The 14,948-nt window shown below is 65.2% G+C and carries 12 protein-coding genes; 10 read left to right on the forward strand and 2 right to left on the reverse strand.

Going from position 1 to position 14,948, the window contains the following annotated elements; all coding sequences use genetic code 11:
- Nucleotides 1-395: 395 nt before the first annotated feature.
- The 6 genes from AC5WNI_RS05045 (at nucleotide 396) to AC5WNI_RS05070 (ending at nucleotide 9,045) form a co-directional block, all read left to right on the forward strand.
- Nucleotides 396-1,622: an ABC transporter ATP-binding protein gene (locus AC5WNI_RS05045; RefSeq protein ID WP_368448495.1), complete on the forward strand. Its 1,227-nt coding sequence runs from the start codon at nucleotides 396-398 to the stop codon at nucleotides 1,620-1,622.
- Entirely contained in the window at nucleotides 1,619-4,372 is a 2,754-nt protein-coding gene (locus tag AC5WNI_RS05050; protein WP_175088119.1) for a GldG family protein, read from the forward strand. Before AC5WNI_RS05045 ends, AC5WNI_RS05050 begins: the two co-directional genes overlap by 4 nt.
- Complete coding sequence (locus tag AC5WNI_RS05055; RefSeq protein WP_368448498.1) at nucleotides 4,372-5,733, forward strand: DUF4340 domain-containing protein; 1,362 nt, start codon at nucleotides 4,372-4,374, stop codon at nucleotides 5,731-5,733. Before AC5WNI_RS05050 ends, AC5WNI_RS05055 begins: the two co-directional genes overlap by 1 nt.
- Before the next feature lie 180 nt (nucleotides 5,734-5,913).
- The gene (locus AC5WNI_RS05060; RefSeq protein WP_368462524.1) at nucleotides 5,914-6,849 is read left to right on the forward strand and encodes an alpha/beta fold hydrolase; all 936 of its coding nucleotides are present in this window, start codon (nucleotides 5,914-5,916) and stop codon (nucleotides 6,847-6,849) included.
- Nucleotides 6,846-7,814 carry an alpha/beta fold hydrolase gene (locus AC5WNI_RS05065; protein ID WP_175088116.1) on the forward strand — a complete coding sequence of 323 codons (969 nt, stop codon included), beginning with the start codon at nucleotides 6,846-6,848 and terminating at the stop codon, nucleotides 7,812-7,814. Before AC5WNI_RS05060 ends, AC5WNI_RS05065 begins: the two co-directional genes overlap by 4 nt.
- A gap of 58 nt (nucleotides 7,815-7,872) precedes the next feature.
- Nucleotides 7,873-9,045, forward strand: a complete 1,173-nt coding sequence (locus AC5WNI_RS05070) for a patatin-like phospholipase family protein (RefSeq protein WP_175088115.1) — start codon at nucleotides 7,873-7,875, stop codon at nucleotides 9,043-9,045.
- Between the two features lie 154 nt (nucleotides 9,046-9,199).
- On the opposite strand, the gene AC5WNI_RS05075 is transcribed toward AC5WNI_RS05070, so the two are convergent.
- Both AC5WNI_RS05075 and AC5WNI_RS05080 read right to left on the reverse strand, forming a co-directional pair.
- Entirely contained in the window at nucleotides 9,200-10,042 is an 843-nt protein-coding gene (locus AC5WNI_RS05075; RefSeq protein ID WP_175088114.1) for a transporter substrate-binding domain-containing protein, read from the reverse strand.
- Nucleotides 10,043-10,232: 190 nt separating this feature from the next.
- Nucleotides 10,233-10,838: a Smr/MutS family protein gene (locus AC5WNI_RS05080; protein WP_175088113.1), complete on the reverse strand. Its 606-nt coding sequence runs from the start codon at nucleotides 10,836-10,838 to the stop codon at nucleotides 10,233-10,235.
- Nucleotides 10,839-11,091: 253 nt separating this feature from the next.
- Here AC5WNI_RS05080 and prmB point away from each other — a divergent pair, with 253 nt between their 5' ends.
- The 4 genes from prmB to AC5WNI_RS05100 all read left to right on the forward strand — a co-directional run bounded on the left by prmB (nucleotide 11,092) and on the right by AC5WNI_RS05100 (nucleotide 14,761).
- Complete coding sequence (prmB, locus tag AC5WNI_RS05085) at nucleotides 11,092-12,054, forward strand: 50S ribosomal protein L3 N(5)-glutamine methyltransferase (protein WP_107335261.1); 963 nt, start codon at nucleotides 11,092-11,094, stop codon at nucleotides 12,052-12,054.
- Between the two features lie 151 nt (nucleotides 12,055-12,205).
- Nucleotides 12,206-13,297, forward strand: a complete 1,092-nt coding sequence (aroC, locus tag AC5WNI_RS05090) for a chorismate synthase (protein WP_175088111.1) — start codon at nucleotides 12,206-12,208, stop codon at nucleotides 13,295-13,297.
- A 260-nt stretch (nucleotides 13,298-13,557) separates the two neighbouring features.
- Nucleotides 13,558-14,091 (forward strand): hypothetical protein, encoded by a 534-nt coding sequence (locus AC5WNI_RS05095; protein WP_175088079.1) that lies wholly within the window; start codon nucleotides 13,558-13,560, stop codon nucleotides 14,089-14,091.
- Between the two features lie 220 nt (nucleotides 14,092-14,311).
- Nucleotides 14,312-14,761: a phasin family protein gene (locus AC5WNI_RS05100; protein WP_175088110.1), complete on the forward strand. Its 450-nt coding sequence runs from the start codon at nucleotides 14,312-14,314 to the stop codon at nucleotides 14,759-14,761.
- Nucleotides 14,762-14,948 lie beyond the last annotated feature (187 nt).

The following is a 14,948-nucleotide window of genomic DNA, read 5'->3' on the forward strand; positions in this document are numbered from 1 at the left end:
TCTGCCAACAGCGCGTGACTGTCATCCGTCCAGCATATCAGGCTTTCCTTAGACTTAGGGATAGTCGTGCAGCTCTGGTGACAGCACCAATGTCAGGTTCTGTTGACCGCATGCCGCCAACCAGGGGGGGGATGGTGGTCGAGAAGACCGGCGCCGCGATAGGCCTTGAGGGCCGGCAAAGGGTGGAATAGCCGCCATAACCGCGCGAGTGGCGACTGTGCGTGTCCTCCTGCTTGGCGAGCGCTGGCTGTCCGCTTACCCTGTGCGCTGCATTGTCATCTGTCACGGTTATCTGCCGGTGCCACGGTCATCTTCCGGCCTCATGATCACCTGCCGGAACCATCAGTCCCGGCTACGCATTGCCCCTATCAAGAAAAGTACAAGGAGCGGGTATCTTGCAGGACCCATACACGACCTCTGCGTCATCCTCTGCCGCGACTCGCTCTGCGGCAGCTCGATCTGCGGCAACCCCCGAGCGCGCGTCTGACGATCCGTCCGCTTCCCCGGCGTTGTTGGTCAGTCGCGGGCTCGGGCGTCAATTCGGTCAGCAACAGGCCGTCACCGGGCTGACCTTCACGGCCTCGCGTGGTGAGGTCATCGGTCTGCTGGGGCCCAATGGCGCCGGCAAGACCACCAGCCTGCGCATGCTGGCGGGCACGCTCGCCGCCACCCAGGGCCAGCTGGAGCTGGAAGGCGAATCCTTCGATGGTCGCGCCAGTCAGCGCCAGCTCAACCGCCTCAAGCGTCGCATCGGCTATCTGCCGGAGGGCGCACCCCTGTGGCCGCAGCTGACGGTGCGCGAGAGTCTCGAGTGCGTGGCGGGTCTGCATGGGTTGTCGCGCAAGGTACGCAATGATCGCCTTTCGGCATTGATGGATCGCCTGGATATCACGCCTTTCGCCAATCAATTGTGCGCCGTGTTATCCAAAGGCTATCGGCGTCGCGTGGCGCTGGCGATGGCGTTGACCCATGATCCGGACATTCTGCTGCTCGATGAGCCCACCGATGGGCTGGACCCGCTGCAGAAGGACAGCGTGCGCGCCTTCATTCGTGAGCTGGGTCGCGAGCGTCTGATCATCGTCTCCACCCACCTGCTGGAGGAAGTGCCTCGCATCTGTGATCGCGTGCTGGTCATGGCCAATGGTCAGCTGGGCTTCGATGACACGCCGGAGGCGCTGGCCGCGACCTCCGTCAGCGAAGGCATCCTGGGGGGCAGTCGTTCGCGCTACGGCGCGGGGTATGGCGCGAGCTCCAGTCTGCCTGTATGGCGAGTGACGTTGAGTCGGGCCTTGAGCGAGCGCGAACTGGCCAGTGTCTCGCGTCTGCCGGGCGTGGCGGCCATCACGCCCGTCAAGCCCGGCGATGCCATGGCGCGTGACAAGTCGCCGCTGGTGATCTCGACCGGTGCCGTGCTGCGCCTGGCCGGGCGTCTCCATCAGGACCCGCGCTCCGCGCTGGCACGCTGGTGCAGCTATATGGAAATCCGCCTCGATGAATGTGTCCATGAACGGGGCGATATCGAGGTCGCGTTCCGCCAGCTGGTGACGCGCATGGCGGAGCAGCCCTCGCCGCTGCCGATGCGCAGGCAGGCACCGCGCGCAGATCAGGAGGTGTCGTCATGAGGGCCGTTCTCGCGCTGGTCCGCCGTGACCTGCATCAGGCACTGACACAGGGCGCCAGCTGGTCGCTGCTGGTGGTGATGGCGGTGCTGGCGCCGCTGGGGGCCTTCGAGGTGGGCGATCTGCTGGCACGTGATCGCGCCGATCTTGGCTCGCTTTGGCAGGTGTTGCCCTGGCTGCTGGTGCTGTGGACGCCACTGCTGGCCCTGCGTGGCTGGCCGGAAGAGCGCGCCAACGGCCTGCTCGAATGGCTGTCCGGCCTCGGGCTGGGGTCGTGGCGGCTGGCCAGCGCACGCCTGATCAGTGCCAGCGTGCTGGGATGGCTGGGGCTTGCGATGACGGCGCCGCTGGTGGTGTTGGTCCATTGGCTCGGCACGCCGGATCTCGGCCTGATGCTCAGCGGCTATCTGGGCATGGCGCTGCTGGTGATGGCGCTGGCCAGTCTCGGTCAGGCGCTGGCGGTGCGCGCGCCTTCTGCGCTGTCGGCGTGGCTCGGGGCGCTGGTGCTGGGCCTGGCGCTGATGCTGCCGGGCACACCCGCGGTGACGAGCCAGCTGGCTCAGCATCTGGCACCGCACTGGGTGCAGTTGCTCGATCTGATCAGCTTGCCGGCGCATCTGACGCCTTTCAGTGAAGGCCGGCCGACCTGGCTCGATGCCAGCTACTTCCTGCTGCTGACCCTGGCCGGGCTGGTGCTGCAGGCGCGCGGCCTCAGTCAGGAACGCCATGCACGCAAGCAGGCGCCACAGTGGCTGGTCACGGCGGCACTGGCGGCTGCGGTCACCGCGCTATTGCTGGCCGGCGTGCGCCTGCCGCCATTGCTGAGCGCCGACGGCCACAACCCGCTCACCCGCGCGCATGATCTGACCGCCACGCGTCAGCACAGCCTGAGCCCTGCCAGCCGCGCGGTGCTCGGTGGCCTCGAGGCACCGGTGACGCTGACCTTCGCCTACAGCGAACGTTTCGCCGCCGATCTGCCGCAGCTGCGTGAGCTGGCGACACGGATCGAGACGCGTCTGGCCGCCTTCGCGCGTGAACCGCAGATACGCCTCAAGCGTGTCGACCCTGCACCGGACAGTGCCGACTTCGCGGATCTCGAAGCGCAGGGCCTGACCGCACTGTCATTGCCGGGCGGCGAAGAGATGCTGTTCGGGCTGGTGGTGGATGGCCCCTATGCCGAACGCCGCGCCATCCCGCTGCTCAAGGCGGCGGATATCGGCGGGCTGGAGGCGCAGGTGACACGCCAGATCCAGGAAGTCTCGCGCACCGAGCCACCGCGCCTGGGTGTCGTCTCGCGTTTGCCGGTGATGGGCCAACCCAGTCTGGAGCAGGGCAGAGCGCTGGGCAGCTGGGGCCTGATGGAGCATCTCAATGCACGCCTGCGCATCGACTGGCTGTCGGCCGGTGATGATGCCGCGCGCCCGATCGCCGATCAGGATGCGTTGCTGGTGATTGCGCCGCGGCTGTTGCCGGTCAAGACGCTGGAGGCCATCACGGCCTATCTCGAGCGTGGCGGCCGGGTGTTGATGCTGGTGGACCCGCTGCCCGAAATGCTCGACCAGCCGGCGCCGGCTTCCGAGGCGCTCGAGGCCTTGCTGGCGCGCGCCGGGCTTGAATCACGCGCGGGCGAGGTGGTGGCGGATGCACAGCTGGCCTTGCCGATCGGCTTGCTGGACGGCACCCGTGCGCTGAGCCCGACACTGCTCGGGTTAAGCGCTGCGCAGCTGTCGGACGCCGCGCTCAACCTCAATGTCGAGCAATTGGTGATGTCCAGCGCGGGCTGGTTGGCGCCGCTGTCTGATGTAGCAGACGCATCATCGAAAGGCCCGGGAGCGCAGGAAGCGCCGTTGCAGTGGCTGATTCGTGCCAGTGATGAGGCGCGCCTGATTCCGGCGGCACGTGTCCACGCCAGCCGCATGGACCCGCGTCCGCTGTCGGGACTGGCAGGGGAAACGCCGCCGGCCGGTGGGCTGGCCGTGCTGGCGCAATGGCCGGCAGCGGGCGCCAAGAGTGGCCAGTTGCTGGTGGTCAGCGATGTCGATATGGCCAGTGACCGTCTGTGGCGACGCACGGCAGCGGATGGCAGCGAGCAGGCCCTCAATGCCAATGCGCGCTGGCTGGAAAATGCCGTGGATCTGCTGGCAGGCAGCCCCGAGCTGGTCGCCCTGCGTGCGCGTGCCCATCAGGTGCGCGAGCTGACGCGCCTGCATCAACTGGCCGATCGTCAGGCCGCCGAGGAGACCCGGCTGCGCAATGACTGGCAGACGCGTCTGAGTGCGCTCGGCGCGACGCCGGTATCTGGCAAGGCCGAAGCCGCGCAGCAAAGCGACGCCCTGGCGGCGATGCAGAATGACTTCGAGGACGCGTTGTCACGTCAGCAGCGTGAGGCGAATGCCGAGCGTGATGCCCTGCGCCGCGAGCTGCGCCTGTGGACGCTGCTGGCCTTGCCGGTGGCGTTGAGCCTGCTCGGCGAGCTGATCTGCTGGCGCCGCTATCGCGCCAGCCGTCGCGCGGGCTATCAGTCGACAGGGCGTCTGTCGGGCCACGGGCAACCCAGCGGGAAGCGCAGCGCAGAACGAAATGAACAGCGCAATGCACAGCGCAATGGACAGCACAGCGCCCGCTTTGCGAGTGACGCCGTCACAAACGTGCCGACAGGCTCTAGCAAGTCAGCCGCAGGCAAGGCAGCTTCAGGCAAGGCAGCTTCAGGCAAGGCGACGCCGAGCGATACTACCCAGTCGGGAGGTGATTGATGGGGCGCTTCAATCGGGCGGGATGGGCACTGACGGCGTTGGTCTCCGTGGCCGCGGTGACGGCGCTCACCGCAGGGCCGTCACTGCTGGAATCGCTGCGCTCAGGCGTCGCCACGGGCGGAGCAGCCCCTGCCCAGTGGCAACGTGATGCGCTGCTGAGCGAGTCGCTGACGACAGTCGCCGCGGGCCAGTCAGGCGTCTTGCAGCCCTTGCCGCTGCTGGCGCAGGTGGCCGCCTCGGCGCAGCGTATCGGCATTCGGCGTGGCACAGATGCCAGCCAGGACTGGTTGAGCCTGGCGCGTGGGCCCGCAGGCGACTGGCAGATCACCTCATTGGCTGGCTGGCCTGCCCGCCAGAGCAAGGTGGAGGCGCTGGTGAGTCAGCTGGGCGAAGCACAACTGCGCACGCGCAAGCCGGCCACGGACAAGGCACTTGAAGCGCTGGGCTTCAGCGCGCAGTTGCCGCTGCTGAGCGTGAAGGGCAACGGCGCTCAGGTGAGTCTGCAACTGGGCGCCAGACCTGCGGCGGCAACGCAGGTGAACAGCGCGGGCAGTGCTGAGTTGGCGGGGCGCTACGTGCGATGGGTGCCATCGCCCTCGGACGCGAAAGTCAAAGGCTCCCCCACCATGAATGGGGCGGATGGCGCGCCGGTCTGGGAGTTGACGCGCGATATCGGGTTGCCGGATTGGCGCGGCGGCATGGCGCCCAGTGAGGTGCTGGATGTCACCGAGCTGCGCAGTGACGCCGCGGTGTACAAACCGCTGAGTCGCCTGGATATCTCGCTGGCGGCGTCTACGCTTTCGTCTTCTGTCCGAGGCGCGTCAACACGGCAAGCGCCGCTGGTGCGAGGCCTGGCACCTGACAGCGACGCTGCCCATGAGATTCTCGCTGCGCTGTCGCCACTGACGCAGAATGACCTGCGCCCCCGCGCCTCCACGCCTGAAAGCGGCGCAGCCCAGGCAGACGGCTGGCAGCCCGCCGTGACGCTGACCCTCAACTGGTCGCGCCCCTCGCTCTATTACCGTCAGCATGAGCAGCTCAGTGATCGCACCCAGCTGGTGCTGGCCATCGCGGCCGGCAGCAAGCCCTGGGCGCGACTGACGCTCTCCGGCAAGGGGTGGCCACCTGAACTGGTCGCGCGCTTGAATGCCGTCGAGATACAGGTCAATGGCGCGCTGCGTGATCATCTGCTGGCACTGGGCGCGAGGGCGTTGCAAGACGAACCCATTGAGCTCACGGCTGTCGCGATTCAGGCGGCACTGGCGGTCAGTCGTGCCTTGGCGCTGCCTGAGGCGGAAGCCGCTGAGCCGAGCACGGAAACCGTCGGTGCGCTGGTGTCGGCAGCCATGGAGGAGGAGTGAGGTGCTCCATGGGCCAAAGGGAGGAGTAGCGCCCATGGGGCGGGGCTGGCATGCTGTTGACTATATTTAAACAACCGTTTGTCTGGGCGCGTCAGGGACGGCGGCCCGTGGTAAGGAGACCTTGCGATGAATGCCACCTCACGGCAACCCCGGCCCGGGCAGCACTTGTCCGAACGTGCCTTGTCCGAACCTTCCATGTGCGAAAAGACCTTGTCCGAACAGGACGGCACTGACCCGGCCAGCTTGAATGCGGACACCGAGCGTCCGGTACTGGCCTTCGCGCATGCCAATGGCTTTACCGGTGCCTGCTACAAGAGCCTGCTGGCGCCGCTGGCCGAGCACTTCAATCTGCTGCCGGTGGACCGACTGGCGCACGACCCTGCCTACCCGGTCGGCAACAATCTGATCTCGCTGCGTGATGAGTGGCTGGCGTGTCTGGATGCCGCGCTGGGGCCGTTGCCCGCGGCGGGCGGCACCGGGCGCAAGGTGATCGGGGTCGGCCATTCGCTGGGAGGCATCGTCAATTACATGGCGGCGCTCAAGCAGCCGGAGCGCTTCCACTGCCTCGTGCTGCTCGATCCGCCGTTGATGCTGGGCCGCGATGCGCTGGGCATGAAGGTCGCCAAACGCTTCGGCTTCATTGATCGTGTCACGCCGGCGGGCCGTACCCGTGGGCGTTGCGCACGCTGGGATTCCCGTCAGGCCATGCAGGATTACCTGCGCCGTCGCTCGCTGTTCGCCAACTTCACGCCAGAGGCGCTGGACGACTACATCGACAACGCCACCCATCGTCACGCGGATGGCAGCCTGTCGTTGAGCTTCGATACCCGTCATGAGGTCGAGATCTTCCGTCACCTCAGCGATCACCTGTCAGGCTCACCGGCGAAACTGGCGGTGCCGGTCAGGATTCTGGCCGGCGCCCAGTCTGATCTGCTCACGCCGGCGCGTCAGGCACGCCTGCGCCGCGCCGGGCTGACGGTGGAGCATGTCCGGGGAGGACATATGTATCCCTTTGAACACCCACAAGAGACGCGCGCCGCGCTGCTGGCGGCCATCGCGGACCTCGCGCCGCCGAATATACTTCCGCCAGGTCTGCTGGCCGAGAGGCAATCATGAGCATTGATCACACCGTTCGGGACATCGCTGCAGCTCCCCTGAGCGCCAACGTTACGTTGCGTGAGCGTCGCTTCCCACGTCGTACGGGCGGAGAGCTGGCGGCCCTGGAGTGGGCGCCTGCCGAGCACGCCGAGCAGGCACCGACGTGGCTGGCGCTGCATGGCTGGCTCGACAATGCCGCCAGCTTCAGCCGCCTGGCGCCGTTGTTGTGTGAGCGGCTCGGCATTCGTCTCATCGCCATCGACATGGTCGGTCACGGGCGCTCGAGTCCGCTGGGCGAGCACGGTGATTATGCGGTGTGGGATTACTGCCACGATGTGATCGAGGCGCTGGAAGGCCTGTATGACGAGGGGCTGCCGCGTGCGCCGGTCACGGTGATGGCGCACTCGCTGGGGGCAGCGGTGTCGGGGCAGGTGGCTGCGGCGCTGCCGGAATATATCGCGCGCCTGGTGCTGATCGATGGCATCGGCGCACTTGCCACGCCAGCCTCGGAGGTGGTCGACCAGCTGCGCCGCGGATTGCTGGCACGCCATGCGCAGCCGGCCAGACGCGCCGCTACGCGACGTGCCCATTATCGTCATGTCGAGGACGCCGTGGCGGCGCGGGTTGCGGGAGGTGTCACGCCCATTGATGCCGATACGGCGCGGCCGATCGTCGAGCGCAATCTCGAGGTGCTGGAAGACGGTGGCCTGCGACTGAGAAGTGACCGTCGCTTGCTGCGGCCTTCATTGATGCGCTACACCCCGGAGCAGGTGCTGGCGTTATTGGCGGCGTTGACCCAGCCGGTACTGCTGATCGAGGGCGAGCGGGGTATTCTGACCATAAGGCACGAAGCACAGCAGGCGCGTGATGCCGTGAAGCGGCTGGAACGTCGCGTCTTGCCGGGTGGCCACCACCTGCATCTGGAGCCACCGCATGTGGCGGCGGTCGCCGATGCCATCGTCGAGTGGGTCAGCTCGCAATGAGTGATGCACCCTGTGCCGTATCCGTTCATCTATCATCATCTGCAGCGGGAGACATGCCATGGCCAAGCGCAAGACCATCGCCCTGGCACTGGGGAGTGGCGGGGCTCGAGGCTATGCCCATATCGGCGTCATCGAGGAAGTGCTGGCGCGCGGTTACGACATCCGCGCCATTTCGGGCTGCTCGATGGGCGCACTGGTCGGGGGCATCCATGCCGCCGGCAAGCTGGATGCCTATCGTGACTGGGTCTGTGAGCTGGATTATTTCGACGTGCTGCGGCTGGTGGATGTCACCTGGAGCCCGATGGGCGCCATCCGCGCGCGCCGCATCATGGAAGAGCTGGAAGCCCTGATCGGTGATACGCGTATCGAGGATCTGCCGATTCCGGTCACCACCGTCGCCACCGACCTGATCGCCCAGAAGGAGGTCTGGTTCCAGAGCGGCAATCTGCTCGAGGCGATCCGGGCCTCCATCGCGGTGCCCGGGGTGATCACGCCGGTGCAACGCGACCGCAAGGTGCTGGTGGATGGCGGCCTGATGAATCCCTTGCCGATCACGCCGCTGGTCGCCGCCCACGTTGACCTGGTGCTGGCGGTCAATGCTACGGCGCATTCGCCGCGTAACCAGACGTTGGAACAGATGCTGCCACCGGCCGATGCCGCCGAGGAAGAGGCGCGCGAAGCTGCCCTGGAAGCGCGCGGCGGTGGTTTCAGCGACTGGCTGCGGGGAGTGCGTCGCGGTGCCGAGCGCATCTTCTCTGCCGAGAAGGAGCAGGCGCTGGAGGACCAGCAAGGCATGGCGTTTGCCAGTCCGGTCGGCGGTGTCCCGCTGCCACCGGGCGATGCCTCGCGCTTGAAGTTCGAGGCACTCAAGAGCAGCGATGCCGAGCCAGTGCCGGGCACGGAAGCGTTGGCAGAGCCGCAGGCAGAGGCTGGTGCCGTGACCCAAGGCAAGCAGTCGTCGCCTGCGAACGACGTCGAGCCTGAACGGGTCGATGAAAACGCGCCGGAGCTTGCCTGGGGCAAGCTGGACATGATGATGCGCTCCTTCGATATCACCCAGGCGACGCTGGCCAAGTACAAGATCGCCGGCTATCCGCCGGATATCCTGGTCGAGATTCCCAAGACGGTATGTGGCGCCTATGAATTCCACCGCGCCGCGGGCCTGATCAAGCTGGGGCGGCACCTGGCCGCCGAAGCGCTGGATCGCTACGAGAAGGGCAGCGATGGCTAGCCTTTTTTGAGTTGTCCTTTGACGAAAAGCCCCCGCCAATCGGCGGGGGCTTTTCGTTGCAGTGCTCTTCGTTGCAGTGCTCTTCAACACGACGCTCTTCAATACAGCGCTCTTCGTTGCAGTGCGTGTGACGGAGCCTGAGCGAAATGTCGTCTCAGCCGTTGATCCACTTGTCGAAGATGGCGGCCTGCTCACCGGTACCCTGCATCTGGGTCAGCCACTGATCGACGTAGGCCTTCCAGATGTTGTCACCCAGCGGCAGCAGATAGCCCTTCTGGGAGAAGGTGAACGGCGAGTCCGGGTGCACGCTGCACAGCTCCGGATGACGGCTGGCCTGCAGCTGCGTCTCGATGGCGTCGGTGACCATCACATCGGCACGGTCTTCGATGATGTTGTTGAAGATGGTGCGGTTGTCGTCGTGCGCGACGCGAGTGGCATCGCTCAGGAATTCATTGGCGAAGCGCTCGTTGGTGCCGCCCGGGTTGACGGTGATGCGCACGCTGGGCTGATTGATCTGCGCGACGGTCTGGTACTTGTCGACATCCTCGCAGCGCACGATGGGCGTCTTGCCACCGGTCTGGTAAGGCTGGCTGAAGTAGGCCTGCGCCTGACGGTCCAGCTTGACCGAGATACCGGACATGGCGATGTCGCACTTGCCGGAGGTGAAGTCTTCCATCAGCGTCGGCCAGCTGGTCGGCACGGTCTGTACCGTGGCGCCCAGGCTCCTGGCCAGTGAGGCGGCCATGTCGATGTCGATGCCTTCGAAGTCGCCATTGTCTTCACGGTGGCTGAAGGGCGCGTAGTCACCGGTGGTGCAGACTTTCAGCACCTGGTCTTGTTGCACGCGCGAAAGCGTACTGTCGGACAGTGCATCGCTGGCGGCGGCCGGCATGGCGAAGGCCAGTGACAGACCGGCGGCGGTCGCGCCGCCGAGAATGACAGCGGAAAGAGCGCGGCGTGAAGAGAGGCGAGTTGGCTGTTCAGCGTTGGGTGTCATCAGGGTGTTCCCTTGTCGTTATGGCGGCAGGCTCGGCATGAGCCCTGCCTCTGCTGCTCAAGTGCTCGGCTATTCAAGCACTCCGTTATTCAAGTACTCGGCTATTCAGATGCTCACTATTCAAGTGCTCGGCTATTGTCAGGTGCTCTGATCATCAAGTTCTCGGCGGTGTGGCGAGCGCGGGATTCGCTCAGTCGAGCAGCGGGTCACGGCCCTTGCTGCGCAGCAGGACATAGACTGCGCCGCTGCCGCCATCCAGCTCCAGTGACGAGGTGAAGGCCAGCACGTCAGGCCATTGGCGCAGCCAGGCATTGACGTGGCTCTTGATGATGGGGTGATCGGCCATGCCGGTCCATGCCTTGCCATGCACCACCAGCACGCAGCGTGAGCGACGGGCAATGGCATCGTCGATGAAGGACTCAAGCTCGATGCGAGCCTGCTCCAGCGTATAGCCGTGCAGGTCGAGACCCGCTTCCCAGGCGATCTCGCCGCGCTTGAGACGCTGACGCTGGCGGTAGGGGAGATCGGGCACCGCGAAGTCGAGCAGCTGGCTGGGCGTGACCGGCTCGACCTGGCCATCGGTGGTGCGCGATGGCGTGCCGAGCGAGTCGGTCGAGGCTTCACTGGCGGCCGCGCGGCGCGCCGCCAGACGCGCCTGCTCTTCCTTGTCGACGGGCTTGCGACCGGGATCGGCGCGGTTGGTGGTGATCTTGCGTACGCCGGCCTGCTTGAGGGCGGCACGGAAGGCGTTGAAGTCGTCGCCGGTATCCGAGCTGTCGTCGTGGTTGGGTGGCATGGCCGGGCTCCGCGGGCAATAAAATGGCAAGTCGCGCAGTATAGCGCGGCTGTTGTCGCTGTCGAAGACACGCGATTGTCACTGTCGAAGACAAACGGTTGTCGCTTGCGAAGACAAAAGCGGCAGGCACACCAGCAAGGCATGCCAAGGGTCGCCGCCACGCCTCGTGAACGCTACAATGCCTGCGCGAGACGCCCCGCTTCCTCACGACTGGTGGCGCTCGTTGTCCATCTGTCCGCTTACAGGAATCATCGTGTCCACATCTTCCGCGTCCGACCTGCGCCATCCTTCCAGCCTCAGTGAGCCGGACTCCCGTCTCGTCGAGGAGCTGGTGACCCTGCGCGACCTGATCCGCTGGGCGACCAGCGAGTTCCACGCGCATCGCCTGCACTTCGCCCATGGCACTGACTCTGCCTGGGACGAAGCGGTGGCGCTGGTGCTGGGTGCGCTGCATCTGCCGTGGGACACGGACCCCGCCGTGATCGACGCGCGCCTTCTGACCATGGAGCGTGCGCGCATCGTGGCATTGGTGCGTGAGCGCATCACCACTCGCAAGCCGCTGCCGTATCTGCTGGGCGAAGCCTTCTTCACCGGCGTGCCTTTCGATGTCGATGAGCGCGTGCTGATTCCGCGCTCGCCAATCGCCGAGCTGATCGAGAGCGGCTTCTCGGCCTGGTTCCCGGAACTGCCGCCGACCCGCGTGCTGGACATGTGCACCGGTTCCGGCTGCATCGGTATCGCCACCGCGCTGGTGATGCCGACCGCCGAGGTCGACCTGGTCGATATCAGCAGCGATGCGCTGGAAGTCGCGCGACGCAACATCGAACGCCACGACGTGGCAGGGCGTGTCATCGCCGTGCAGTCGGACCTGTTCGCGGGCGTGGCGGGCAAGCGCTATGACCTCATCGTCTCCAATCCGCCCTACGTGGATACCTTCGATCTTTCCAACATGCCGCAGGAATTCGGCCATGAGCCGGCGCTGGCGCTGGGCGCCGGGGATGATGGCCTGGATATCGTGCGCCGTATCCTGCGCGAGGCGCGTGACTACCTGACCGACGACGGCGTCTTGATCGTCGAGGTCGGCAACTCCGAGCGTCACCTGATGGAAGCCTTCCCGGAAGTGCCTTTCATGTGGCTGGAGTTCGAGCGCGGCGGCAATGGCGTCTTCGCCATCGATGCCCAGACGCTGGAAGTCTGCGCGCCTGAATTCGCTTGAGCTGGCGGGCGCCTGTTACGGCGGGATTCGCCTGAGCTGGCAAGATTCGACAGAAGCACGGGCGCAGGCCGCCAGGCTCTGCAACGCTTACGACAACTATTATCAGAACGCCGTCGGCCATGACCGGCGGCATCGCCTGAGGACCCCCTGAATGTCCGGAAATACCTTCGGCAAGCTGTTCACCGTCACCACCTTCGGCGAAAGCCATGGCCCGGCACTGGGCGCCATCATCGATGGTTGCCCGCCGGGTATCGAGATCAGCGAAGCGGATCTGCAGATCGATCTGGACCGCCGCCGTCCCGGCACTTCGCGCCACACTACCCAGCGTCGCGAGCCGGACCAGGTGCGCATTCTTTCGGGCGTGTTCGAGGGCCGCACCACCGGCACGGCCATCGGTCTGATGATCGAGAACACCGATCAGCGTTCCAAGGACTACGGCAAGATCAAGGACCAGTTCCGCCCGGCTCACGCCGACTACACCTACCACCACAAGTATGGTGAGCGTGACTACCGTGGCGGCGGCCGCAGTTCGGCCCGCGAGACCGCGATGCGCGTCGCCGCCGGGGCCATCGCCAAGAAGTATCTGGCGGGCCTGGGCGTGCAGGTGCGTGGCTACCTGTCCCAGCTCGGCCCCATCGAGCTTGAGGTCAAGGACTGGTCGCTGGTCGACACCAACCCGTTCTTCTGTGGCGATGCCGAACGCCTCGAGGAGCTGGAGCAGTACATGGATGCCCTGCGCAAGGAAGGCGATTCCGTGGGCGCCAAGGTCACCGTCGAGGCGACTGGCGTGCCGGTCGGCCTGGGCGAGCCGATCTTCGATCGCATCGATGCCGAACTCGCGCATGGCCTGATGAGCATCAATGCCGTCAAGGGCGTCGAGATCGGTGACGGTTTTGCCGTGGTCAGCCAGAAGGGCACCGAGCACCGTGACGAGATGACGCCGGAAGGCTTCCTCTCCAATCATGCCGGCGGCATTCTGGGCGGCATCACCAGCGGCCAGACCATTCGTGCCAGCATCGCACTCAAGCCGACCTCCAGCCTGCGGCTGCCGGGCCGCAGCATCGACGTCAACGGCGAGGCGGTCGAGGTGATCACCACCGGCCGTCATGATCCGTGTGTCGGCATTCGTGCCACACCGATCGCCGAGGCGATGGTCGCTCTGACGCTGATGGATCACCTGCTGCGCCATCGTGGTCAGAACGCTGACGTCAAGGTCGATACGCCGGTGCTGCGCGAGGTGTAAGCCGCATGCGGCGCGGCTGAACTTTTGACGCTGCCAAGCCGCTGAATTTGTAAAAAGACACGCCCCAGCCGTGGAGTGATGCCCAGCATCCTTCGTGGCTGGGGCGTCTTGCGTTGTGGGCTGGCTTGCACAAAGTAAATAAGAAAAGGCGTAAGTAGCGGGCTGCCCCGTGTCATTCTCGCTGCTAGACTCGAATGGCATGCATGCCAGCAGACTCGCGCACCACGCCGTGTGCGGGCAGACAACACAAGGAATCTGCCATGAAGATCAATGTCGAATTCGACCTCACGCCGCAGGAATTTCGCCAGGCGATGGGCCTGCCGGACGTGGAAGCCTTCCAACAGGAATTGATGGAGCGCTTTCGTCGCCAGATGGAGGCGGGTGTTGAAGGCTATGACCCCATGAGTCTGCTCAAGCCGCTGACGGCGCCGGGCGCGGGCACGCCGTTTGCCAAGTTCATGCCGCCGGGCATGGCCGAGGGGATGATGGGTGGCGCGTCTGGCGCTGGCAATGCCGGACAGGGCGCAGCGGGCGGCATGTCCGGCGACATGGGCGAGAGCATGGCCCAGGGCATGGCCGCCTTCAATCAGTATCAGAAGATGATGCTGGATACCCTGCAGCAGTTCGGTCAGGGAGGTGCGGAAGGCAAGGAGTCTGACAAGACGGAGTCTGCCGCGCGCAGGAGTTCAGGGCGCAGTAGTGATCACGGCGCGGATCAGAAGGCAGAGCAGAGCGCCAACCGGGCGGAGGATGCGAAACCGGCCAGTGCGCGCTCACGCGCCAAGCGCAGTTGACGTCTGGCAGGCGCGAAGAACGCGCTTGGCTGACAGGGGAGTGGGTCAAGCACGGCCAATCTCATGACAGAGAATGTCGTTTGACAGTTTTCTGTCATGGGATTGCAACCACCTGAGGAGCAGACTAGGCTTTGTGCAGTGCAGCATATCGCTGTGCTCCACAGGTGGCGCAGAGACTTCTGCGCGCTGTCCCGGTACGGAATCCATGGGAGGAACCGTCATGCAGCAGGATCAGATGTTCAACGCCTTTGCCGAGCAAGCCCGCAGCTTCTACCAGCCGATGCGCAAGCTCAACACTCTGATGCTCGACCATATGGGCAAGATTGCCGATTATCAGATGGACGCTGCCAAGCGCTATACCGAGACTGGTCTCGAGCGTGCGCGTGCTGCCACTGAAATCAAGGGTATGGAAGAGTTCAGCGAGTTCAGCAACCGCCAGCTGGAAGTAGCGACCGAGCTGTCTCAGCAGATGATGGATGATTCCCTGAAGCTGGCCGAGATGGGCAACGAAATGCGCGCCCAGCTCGAACAGGCCTACTCTGACGCTGGCAAGGAAGCCACCGACAAGGCGTCCGCTGCCACAGAGAAAGCCGCTTCAGCAGCAGAGGACAAGGCATCCTCCTCTGCCAGCAACAAGCCGGCTACCGCGACAAGCCGCGCCAAGAGCTAAGGTATACCTCGAAAAGGCTGGCGCTTGCGCCAGCCTTTTTTTTGCCGTTTTCAGGCATTGCCCCTGCCGTGCTGGAAGGCGCATGCTGGAGATGAGTACGCTGGCGCACAGTCTGTTTTGCTCTCGTATTTGCCGCGCGCGAATCCGATGGAAAGCAGACCTGCAGGTGGCAGGCCATCGTAGCTGA

The organism is Cobetia sp. PDI-12MA (genome assembly GCF_059507695.1).

Excerpts from the sequence above, each read along its gene's own strand:
- AC5WNI_RS05055 (WP_368448498.1), top strand. The coding sequence starts at position 4,372 with ATGGGGCGCTTCAATCGGGCGGGATGGGCACTGACGGCGTTGGTCTCC.
- AC5WNI_RS05050 (WP_175088119.1), top strand. The coding sequence starts at position 1,619 with ATGAGGGCCGTTCTCGCGCTGGTCCGCCGTGACCTGCATCAGGCACTG.
- AC5WNI_RS05070 (WP_175088115.1), top strand. The coding sequence starts at position 7,873 with ATGGCCAAGCGCAAGACCATCGCCCTGGCACTGGGGAGTGGCGGGGCT.
- AC5WNI_RS05080 (WP_175088113.1), bottom strand. The coding sequence starts at position 10,838 with ATGCCACCCAACCACGACGACAGCTCGGATACCGGCGACGACTTCAAC.
- AC5WNI_RS05075 (WP_175088114.1), bottom strand. The coding sequence starts at position 10,042 with ATGACACCCAACGCTGAACAGCCAACTCGCCTCTCTTCACGCCGCGCT.
- AC5WNI_RS05065 (WP_175088116.1), top strand. The coding sequence starts at position 6,846 with ATGAGCATTGATCACACCGTTCGGGACATCGCTGCAGCTCCCCTGAGC.
- AC5WNI_RS05100 (WP_175088110.1), top strand. The coding sequence starts at position 14,312 with ATGCAGCAGGATCAGATGTTCAACGCCTTTGCCGAGCAAGCCCGCAGC.
- aroC (WP_175088111.1), top strand. The coding sequence starts at position 12,206 with ATGTCCGGAAATACCTTCGGCAAGCTGTTCACCGTCACCACCTTCGGC.
- AC5WNI_RS05095 (WP_175088079.1), top strand. The coding sequence starts at position 13,558 with ATGAAGATCAATGTCGAATTCGACCTCACGCCGCAGGAATTTCGCCAG.